We start from the raw sequence: 9,322 nt of genomic DNA on the forward strand, positions 1-9,322 counted from the left end.
CTGCTGGGCAATCAGCGCCGTGGCCAGCGTGGCCGCGGTGACGGCGATCTTGGCGCCCAGGCCGCCGGGCGTGCTGTCGATCTTCAGCAGCCCATCCGGCCCCTGGCTTTCCAGTGCCAGGCTCATTTCAGACGCGGGCGCCGCGCCGGCCGATCCCGGCTTGCGTGCATAGCGCAGCCGCGCCAGCACCGGCGTGCCGGCCGCAAACGTCAGAGCCTGGCCGAAGTTCTCGGTGCGGCCGTTCAGTGGCAACTCCATCACCGCCTCGACCAACGTGGGCACGAAGCCGTCCAGCCCCGTCGCCGTGGGGTCGCGGCATTCGATGCGCACGGCGATGGCCGGCCGGTCACCGTCGGCCGGCACCTGGGCATTCACGATGAGGTCGATGCCCGGCGTGGGCGGCAGGCCGAGCTGCAGCCAGGCGTCCACCGCATGGCCGCCGAGGAAGGGCACGCCCTGGGGCAGAAAGAAGCGCGCGCGGTTGACGGCAATGCCCTGCCAGGCGGGCGCGTCCGCAGGCGTGGCGAGCGCGACGCCGTCGACCACCACGCCGTCCGCCGGCCCGGCCTCGCTGGAAAAGTCCAGCACGATGCCGTGCGTGAACTCGAACCCGAAGCCAGTGCCACCGAGCAGCACCGTGGGCGGCTGCACCTGCAGCACGACGACGTCATCCGGCGCCTCGCGGTTGGGCGACAAACTCAGCTTGACGCTGCCACCGGCCTGCCCCTGCAGCACCAGGAACAGGCCCTGGCCGACGAGTTGCACCGGCGGGTTRCCCGGGGCGGCCGTCAGCGACTGRCCGTCTGCCGCCAGCGTGGCGGCCACCAGGCCGTGCGATGCCACCGAGCGCGCCAGGTTGAATAGCGGCCGCTGCGCGCCTTCCTCGAGCGACACCGCCAGCCGGAAGCCCGTGCGCGCGCCAGGCGCGCCGTCGAAGGACAGGAAATAGTCGCGTTCGGGAACCGCTTCAGGCGGCGGCACCAGGTGCAGGTTGAACACACCCAGAGCCTGCTCGTCCGCGGCCAGCAACATCCTGCCTTCTTCGGTCTGATCGGACAGCACCGTGGTGGAGACGATCTGCAGCGTGGATAGCAGCGCGTCCACCGGCACGCTGGTGATGAGCTGGGCCAGCAGCTTTTCGTCGGACAGATGTTGTTTGATGCTCTTCATACGTCCCTGCCTCGCCTTGCTGCGGCCCATGCATGCGCCGGCCTAGGCGGCGGACTGTTGGACGTGGGGCGAGCGGGCGCCATCCCGCAGAACACACGGCGGGAGCGGGCAGTTGGGCGGCCCTCCATGGCCGCGCGCGCCGGTGCGCTCCGGCGCCTTCATCAATCGGGAGGAAGAGGGGCGTGCTGGGGTGTGCGCGAAGCCGCGCCGTTAGCAGAAGAGGAAGAGGGCGAGGGCGGGCGAGCGCCGGGTCAGCCTCTCAGCGGCGGAACTTGCCGCTCTGGTCAATGATGGCCAGGTCCACATAGTCCAGGCCGCTGTGGTCGGTCGGGCTGTAGCCCAGCTCGATGCCGCCCAGGTCATAGCGGCTCATGCCCTCCAGCGCCTTGCGCAGGCCGTCGCGCGTGGGCTGCTTGCCGGCGCGCTTCAGGCCTTCCACCAGCACCTTGGCCGACACATAGCCCTCGACGACGGTGGGCGTCACGTCCACGCCGGCCTTCTGGGCTGCCTCGGAGATCTCCTTGATGATGGGCTTGGCGTTGGATCGTTCATACGGGAACACCTGGCTGACGATGACGCCATAGCCGATGTCGCCCAGGTCCTTGATGAAGCCCATCGAGGCGTTGTTGGACAGGGTCACCAGCTGCGCATTCGAGCCCGCGGCGCGCACCGCCTTCATGCCCTGCACAACGGCCGTGCCCGAGCCGATGAACATCACCGCCTGGGGCTGCTTCTCCAGCAGCTTGGGCACGATGGGGCCGAAGTCGGGCTTGGCGCGGTCGTACTTCTCGTGGGCCACGGGCTTCTTGTTCGTCTTGGTCAGCCCGGCCATGGCGCCCTGCACGGCATCGTCGCCAAATGAGTCGTCCACCTGCACGATGGCGATGCGCTCCATGCCGATCAGGCTCAGGTGCTCGATGGCCCGCTCGGCCTCGCGCTGGTAGGTGGCGCGCACATTGAACAGCCAGGGGTGCACGGGCTTGTGCAGCACCATGGCGCCTGTGGACGGCCCCACCAGCGGTACCTTGTGCTCGGTCAGCAGCGGCATGATGGCCTGCGTATGGGGCGTGCCGCGGTTCAGGAACAGCGAGATGACGCCCTGGTCGATCAGCTGCTTGGCATTGGTGACGGCGATCTTGGGGTCGAACTTGTCGTCCAGCGACACCAGGTTGATCTTCTGGCCATTGACGCCGCCGCCGGCGTTGACGATGTCGAAGTAGAGCTTGGCGCCCTTCGTCGCCTCACCCACGCTGGCCGCCACCTGGCCGGTGTGGCCGGCGGTCTGGCCGATGGTGATCTGGGCGTGGGCGGTGGTGGCCAGCGCTGCGGTCGTGGCGGCGAGCAGGAGGCGGTGGGCCAACTGCCGAAGTGACGTCGTCATGGGTTTGTCTCCAAGCTGCCCCTGGTTGCGGCGGGCTCTTGGATGCTCTGGACGGCCTGCGCGCGGGATAGCAATTCAAGCATGCGGCGTGTGTCACTAGGGCGTTGCCGCGATGTGGATAGTGCGTATGTCGCGACTTTGGCTTAACGCGTGAGGTCCAGCGGGGAGTTCGCCCCCGCGGGCGACTCACTTTCTTGGGCGCCCAAGGAACCGAAGGTTCGGCGAAGTCAAAGTAAGCAAAGAAGCTGCCCCGGTTCCGCCGCCCCTCGCGTTGCGAGGGGTTCCCTGTGCGCCGTGCCGCTTGCAGGCGGCATGTCCTTCGACAGGCGTCGCGCAGCACGCAGGTGCTGCGCTCGGTCTCTCCTCAGTCTCGGTCGCCGAGACCTGGGCAAAACTCCCGCCGCTACGCTCTGGTCAAACAGTTGCGCGGAGTCAGTTCACGAAGCGTGCTGCGCACGCGCCTCGGCGCCCTGCGATGCTCTGCGGCTCCTTCGTGGGCCTTTAGATTAAGGGCCTGACCCCGATCCGTGCGATCCGCGATCTGATCGACCCCGATCCGATCTGGTCGCGCAGCAAGGGCGACTGATCGTCGCCATCGGCGCCCCGCGTGCGACGAAGGTGTGTAGCAACCCGGCTCGCGCGACTCGACCTCCCCCTTCAATCGAGGCCGTCCACTACGGTGATCGCTTCGCGCCGGGCCGACTCCCGAACGGATGCGTTTACCTCCGGTCCGTAAAGCGTCTTGTCCACCGTGATGGTGTTGATGCGCTCTATGCCGACGAACTTCAGCCAGGCTTCGAGATAGGGCTTCTGAAAGTCGAGCGARTGGAAGCTGCCCACGCCGTCCGCGGCATAGTCCAGTCCTCGAGCCAGAACCAGCGTGGCGGCCTTGCCGCCGAGCAAGCCTCTCGCTCCTTCCTCCGGGGAAAAGCTGAACAGGATGTCCTTGTGGGACACCGCATCGATCAAGTGCTTCAGCTTGTAGGGGATGCCGAAGTTCCACAGTGGCACCGACAGCAAGATGTGATCGGCCGCGTGAAACGCTTGGCCAAGTAACTTCACGCGCTCCCACGCATGCTGCTGCACCGGTGTCAGAGGCGTGCCGTTGATGCCGGCGTACTTGGCTTCCAGCAACTCGGCAGAGACTTCAGGAAGGTCTAGCGACCAGAGGTCGAGCGTAACGACTACGCTTTTCGGGTGCCGCTGCTCGCAACGCTGAATGAACGCTTTCGCCACGTCGATGCTGGCCGATTGGGTCTTGCGAGGGGAGACCTCGATGTACAGGAGGTGTTTCATGGGGTGTGGGCTGGAGGTCCGAGACGGAACGGAGAGTAGGTACAACCTCCTCAGACCTCAATCAACTTAATATGAGACTTTTCAGAAGTAATCTCACTGAATCATGCTCATTGATCCGCAGCTCCTCAAGAGCTTTGTCTCTGTTGCCGATCTGGGGAGCGTCTCGCGTGCCGCGGAGCGAGTGCGTCTGACGCAGTCGGCGGTCAGCGCCCAGATCAAGCGACTGGAGGCTCAGCTGGGATGCCGCGTCTTCGCGCGCACCACCCGTTCGCTTCGGCTGACAGCACAGGGAGAGGTCCTGCTGGGTTACGCAAGGGGCATCCTCACGTTGAACGATCACGCCGTCCTTCATCTGGGCGCTGCGCGGCGCATCCGCGATACGGTGCGCATCGGTTGCTCGGAAGGCCTTCCGGCCGATTGGCTGTTCGCTGCGCTGACTAGGTTTCGCGAGAAGTACCCCGAGGTCGAACTGGAAGTCACCGGAGGAATCAGCATTGCGTTGTCCGAGCTCACGCGGCGGCGCGCATTGGACATCTCGATTGGCGGGCGGTGCGGCGGCTCCGGTGTGGGCGAACTCCTCTGGAGCGAACCGCTGGTTTGGGCCTTCTCGGAGCGCTCCTTCCTGAACCCTGCACGGCCTGTGCCGATGGCCTTTCTCTCCGAGCCTTGTCCCTACCGCGATGCAGCGCTTGTCGCCCTGGCAGGGCATCGGCGACGCTGGCATATCGCACTGACGGCCCAGAGTTCCGGCGCCTTGCTGGCTGCGGTGGCATCGGGMTTTGCGGTAACGCCTCTCACGCCGTCCCTCATGGCAACGGGTTTGCGCGCTGTTCCGACGGGGGACATCCTTCCCGACCTGCCCCGTGCGGAGTTCACGATGCAGCTGCGCGAGGGCCGACTCGGCGAAGCGGCAACCGAAGTGGCAGCCGACATTCGCCACGCCTGCCATCGATGGCTTGGATCGCTCCAGTTGAGGCCTGGCTTCGTCTAACGCAAAAGCCTCAGCACCCCGCCTGATCAGCCGCAAAAAATGTACGTTCGTGGCGAACGGCATGCGATTTGCACGCGCCTGCCGACATGCAACAGCCCTCGCCGTCGGAAAAGCTGAAAGCGAGGATGGGGTCAGGTTTAAAGTTTTAAGTCTTGCCGGGCATCGTGCACGCCCGTTTGCCCGCGAGCAATTCATCGTGCAGGTAGAGGATGTGTCGGGCGCGACCAGCGCCTGTTGCCGTTGACAGACCAGCGATGCAGGCGCAAAAAGGGGCGTTGCCGGATTCGGCACGCGGGGAGCGCAGCATGAACGACGTTTCGCAGGCGGTTCGCAGCTCTTGGCTTCTTGCCGCACTTGTAGGCCTCCTGCTCTGTACGCCAGCGCTGGCCGACCCCGTGCCGGTGGTGCATTTTGAGCATGAAGACGTCGACAAGTTCGGTGATCTGTCTCAGAAGAATGTGGCTCCCTGTCCCAACATGGCCTGCGGGCCGGTGGCAGCCGTCAACTCCTTTGTMTTCCTGCAGCGCGAGTACTCCCTGATCTACGGCTCCAAGCTGATCCCGGCAGTCGATGGCACCAAGCCCACTCAAGCCGAACTTATTGCGGTTGCCGCCGACCTGGCGAAGAACTACATGGACACCTGCTGTGAGAAGGGCACTCACATCACGAACTTCATCAACGGCAAGCAGAAGTACTTCGACACGGTGGCGCCCAACACCACCGTCATCCACGGGCAAGTGAAGGACTGGGATCCGGTTGAGGGCGGCGCCAAGCCCGACAACATCGACGAAACCAACCCGAYGCCGCAATTCCTGCTGAACGAGTTGAGCCACAACCAGGATATCGAGCTGCTGCTCGACTTCGGCACCGACGGTGGCCACTACGTCACGCTGACCTCTTTGTTCTGGAGCGACGACGACGGCGACGGAAGCATCGACGCCGGTGAGGCCGCGAACATTGGCTATATCGATCCGGAGGATGGCAAGTCCACCAGCGCACGCCTCGGCGAGTTGGCGGGCGCCCTGACCGTTCAGTACCTCAGCCCGGTCACGGGCAACGTGCGCAGCGGCACGATCTTTGCCGCCATCGCGGAGTCGCCCGAGCACCGCACCAACCCTAAACCCGCAAGCGCGGCCCTTGTGCTGGCGGCGTTAGCGGCCGTGTGGTGCGTCAGGCGCCGGTCGGCCACTGCAGACCGAGGGGGATGACTACCAACTCGCCTGGAATGAATCCCCGCTGAACCGGCTATCACCCGTGACCACGCCCATGTCCACGAACTCAAAGTCCGACGCCCGCAGCGACTTCAAGTTCGAAATCGTCGCGTCCTGCCACTGCGCACTGGGCTCGCCCTGCACGTACAGGTCGGAGCCGATGTCGGCGACGTAAAGGCCGTAGCGCTGCATAGCCACCGCGACGGCCTTGGCCTGGGCGCTCCAGGAGGCTGGCGGCACAAAGCTGGCCTTCAAGCGCAGCACGGCGCCAAAGGGCACGCCGCCGGCCGTGTCGCCGCCGGCGTGATGGCGCGCCGGCCAGACGTGGCTGCGGGCAAGCACGCTGTCGCGCAGCGTGACGCGCAAGGCATGGCGGATCTCACCGGCGCTGGCCTCAGCGGCTCGCGCCAGCAGCGGCAGCATGGGCAGGCCGGCGGCGTCGCCCGAGGTCCAGGTGTCGGGGCGCATCGCGTTGCTCTTCAGATCCCAGGCGGCGGTTGAATAGCTGTACCACTGCTGGTTGAGCTTGAAGCTGGCGTAGCTCTCCCACAGCCGGCAGCTGCCTTGCTCGACCACCAACACATGGCGGTCGCCGCATTGCTGGGCGTCATTGCAGGCGCCGCCCTCGGCCTTGAGCAGGTCGTCGCGCGGGAAGGGGAAGCGGCGGTTGGGCGCGGTCAGCGTCGTGCAGTCGCGTACGAGGCTGTAGCCGCCGCCCACGGGCGCGGCGCAGTCGCTCTCGTCGGGCGCGCCGTCGCCGCTGCCGGCGCGTGGGTCGGTGGGATTGAAGGCCACCGTCGGCCAGCTGGTGGTGGCCGTGGCGGCGGTGCTGCCGTCCACCACGTTGTACGGAATGCCGTAGTAGTCGGCCGGCTGCTGCTGGTTCTCGCTGGTGCCCCAGTCCGGATGAAATGACCTCGTCGTGCCGATGTTGGTGATCCACGTCGCGCTGCTGGCGTGCACGGGGAAGCGCTGCGCGTCGTCGATGCGCGTGTTGAACACCGCCGTGGCGGGGAAGACATCGCAGGCGCCGATCTGCGGCGCGGCGCCGGGTGCGGGGGATGGCGTGGGGGAAGGCGTGGGAGCCGGAGCAGGGGCCGGCGGAGGTGGCGGCGGCGCAGGAGAGGGCGTGGGAGCGGGCGATGGGGCTGGCGGCGGCAGGGGGCTGCCGCCACCGCCGCCACAGGCCGTCAGGCCGACGGCCGTGGCCAGCAGGACGAGCCCGCCGATGCTCTTTTTGATCGGGTCGCTTTGCATTTGTTCTTCTTCAACAGGGCGCCGGCCGAAGTGCCAGCGGCTATGTTGAAACAAGTGCGTCGCAGCGAGCACGCCCAGGTGTACGGGGATGTAAGCGCGGCCGTGTTGGCCGCGCTTTGCCGCGGCTACCTCACGGTGACGGAGAAGTTCCTCGACCCGAAGTTCATGCCGCCCGACGACGACGTGATTTCGAAGCCGTACTGCACATCACCCACGACCAGGTCGGCYATCCAGCCGAGGTTCCTCAGGTAGTTGAGGATGCCCAGCACGTCGATGGTCGTGTTGTTCGTCTTCGAGGTGCGCAGGAAGGAATAGACCATGTTGGCGCCGTTGTTGCCGCGGTAGACGTTCCAGGTGGCGCCGCCCACGTTCACGTTGGTGTAGACGGGGATGGCGCAGCCCTGCGCGTTCCAGTTGTAGGAGATGGGCTTGACGTTGCCGCAGCCGGCCGCGGTGCCGGTGTAGTTGAGCCACAGCATGATCTCGTGGGCGTTGTTGCCCACCCAGACGTCGAAGGTCGATGACCAGGCGCCGCCGCCCGGCGTGGTGGCGGCGATGGTGGACGACAGCTGCGACAGCGAGCTGATGGTGCGGTTGACCGCGTAGCCGATGTGCGGGTACGACTTGATCCCGCCGGTGTTGGGCTGGTCGGACCAGACACCCCAGTCGGCATTCGAGTTGACCCAAATGGTCTGCSGGCCGACGGCGGCGCCGCCGCACGGGCCCCAGACGTCGTTGTTGAAGTTGTAGCTGCCGTAGTTCCAGCTGGCGAACAGGTTGGGGGCCGAGCAAGATGACGTGGCGGGCGAGGAGGCCCCCCAGGTGGCGGCCTGCGCGCCCGGGGAGGCGAGGGACATGACGACAAAGGCGGCAGCGCCCAACGCGCGGTGGATTGATTTCATATGTCTCCGTTATGGTTGAAAGGGTCATCGCCCATGACCGCTACCTTGTGAATGGCAGCGTTGTCATGGGCAAATAAATTCGAGCCGCGAACAATTAGTTCGACCATCGGGCTTACCCGCTGATGTGAAACAAGTCGTCGGGCCGGCTCCGCTTCGCCGTCGTATGCGAGCGTGCGCTTGGAGCGATCAGGCGTTCAGCGCTTGCCGGTCTCTTGCCCGGTCAGCCCGTGCGCCTTCAACCAGCGCACCAGCGTGGGAAAGTAGTCGGCGTGAAAGCCCGTCGTCGTGGCCGCCTTGTGGCCGCTGTCGAGGTCGGTCGCCCACAGGCCGTGGGCGGCGTGGTCGAGGAGGGTGATCTGGTGGTCGCGGTTGCCCGCCTGCGCGAGGGCCTGGCGCAGCAGCGCCACGCTGCGCTCGACCGGCACGAAGGCGTCGCGGTCGCCGAAGACGGCGAGCATGGGCACCTTGACCTGGGCGTAGGACGGCATGGGGTCGAAGTACCAGAAGGTCTGAGCGCGCCGGCTCGGCACGTCGGGCAGCTTCTCGTGGAACTCCACGAGGTGGGCCCAGCGCGCGTCGAGCTTGGTGCGCGCCGCGTCCTGCAGCCACTCGCGGCCTTCGCCGGTCTTCACCCAGTGCATCAGGCGGCGCTCGTAATCGGCCGCTTCGGCCACTTCGGCAGCGCTCAGGCCTTCGTTGCGGGCACTGGTCTCGACGCGGTAGATCTCCTGCTCGGCCGCGGTGACCGACGGCCCGGACTGGGCGATGACGAAGGCGACGTCGCTGCTGCGCGCTGCCGCGATCGGGGCGACCCAGCCGCCTTGGGAATGGCCCCAGACGCCGATGCGCTGCGGGTCGACGCCCGGCGTCTGCTTGAGCAGCCGAACCGCCGCGACTGCGTCGTCGGCCAGGTCGTTGAGGCCGGTTTCGCGCACGTCGCCCTTGGACTCGCCGACGCCGCGCTTGTCGTAGATGAGGGCGGCCAGGCCCTGGCTGACGAAGAACTCGGCCTGCTGGCGATAGGCCTCGCGCGGTGCGTCGGTGGACATCGGCGACAGCACGACGGCGGCATGCGGGCCGGGCGTGGGCGGCAGCATCAAGGTGCCACCCAGGC

Annotated in this window: 8 protein-coding genes; 2 read left to right on the forward strand and 6 right to left on the reverse strand. The window is 66.4% G+C overall.

Translation table 11 applies throughout. From position 1 onward, the window contains the following. The 3 genes from ACXJKR_RS16030 to ACXJKR_RS16040 all read right to left on the reverse strand — a co-directional run. Positions 1 to 1,170 (reverse strand): hypothetical protein (locus ACXJKR_RS16030; RefSeq protein WP_457323667.1); only part of this gene is annotated, 1,170 nt, incomplete at its 3' end. A gap of 259 nt (positions 1,171 to 1,429) precedes the next feature. Then, positions 1,430 to 2,551: an ABC transporter substrate-binding protein gene (locus ACXJKR_RS16035; protein ID WP_457323668.1), complete on the reverse strand. Its 1,122-nt coding sequence runs from the start codon at positions 2,549 to 2,551 to the stop codon at positions 1,430 to 1,432. A gap of 657 nt (positions 2,552 to 3,208) precedes the next feature. Next, on the reverse strand, positions 3,209 to 3,847 hold the full coding sequence (locus tag ACXJKR_RS16040) for an FMN-dependent NADH-azoreductase (protein WP_457323669.1): 639 nt from the start codon (positions 3,845 to 3,847) through the stop codon (positions 3,209 to 3,211). A 103-nt stretch (positions 3,848 to 3,950) separates the two neighbouring features. Here ACXJKR_RS16040 and ACXJKR_RS16045 point away from each other — a divergent pair, with 103 nt between their 5' ends. Together ACXJKR_RS16045 and ACXJKR_RS16050 are read left to right on the forward strand one after the other, a co-directional pair. Further along, positions 3,951 to 4,838, forward strand: a complete 888-nt coding sequence (locus ACXJKR_RS16045) for a LysR substrate-binding domain-containing protein (RefSeq protein ID WP_457323670.1) — start codon at positions 3,951 to 3,953, stop codon at positions 4,836 to 4,838. Positions 4,839 to 5,143: 305 nt separating this feature from the next. Further along, positions 5,144 to 6,046, forward strand: coding sequence for a hypothetical protein (locus ACXJKR_RS16050; RefSeq protein ID WP_457323671.1), 903 nt, complete (start codon positions 5,144 to 5,146; stop codon positions 6,044 to 6,046). Here the strand turns inward: ACXJKR_RS16050 and ACXJKR_RS16055 are convergent, their stop codons facing one another. From ACXJKR_RS16055 to ACXJKR_RS16065, 3 genes are all read right to left on the reverse strand, one after another. After that, complete coding sequence (locus tag ACXJKR_RS16055) at positions 6,047 to 7,306, reverse strand: hypothetical protein (protein WP_457323672.1); 1,260 nt, start codon at positions 7,304 to 7,306, stop codon at positions 6,047 to 6,049. 125 nt (positions 7,307 to 7,431) lie between these two features. Next, the gene (locus ACXJKR_RS16060; RefSeq protein WP_457323673.1) at positions 7,432 to 8,208 is read right to left on the reverse strand and encodes a GH12 family glycosyl hydrolase domain-containing protein; all 777 of its coding nucleotides are present in this window, start codon (positions 8,206 to 8,208) and stop codon (positions 7,432 to 7,434) included. Between the two features lie 194 nt (positions 8,209 to 8,402). Beyond that, the coding region (locus tag ACXJKR_RS16065) for an alpha/beta hydrolase family protein (RefSeq protein WP_457323674.1) at positions 8,403 to 9,322 on the reverse strand (920 nt) is incomplete at its 5' end.

The organism is Roseateles sp. P5_E11, from assembly GCF_054049355.1.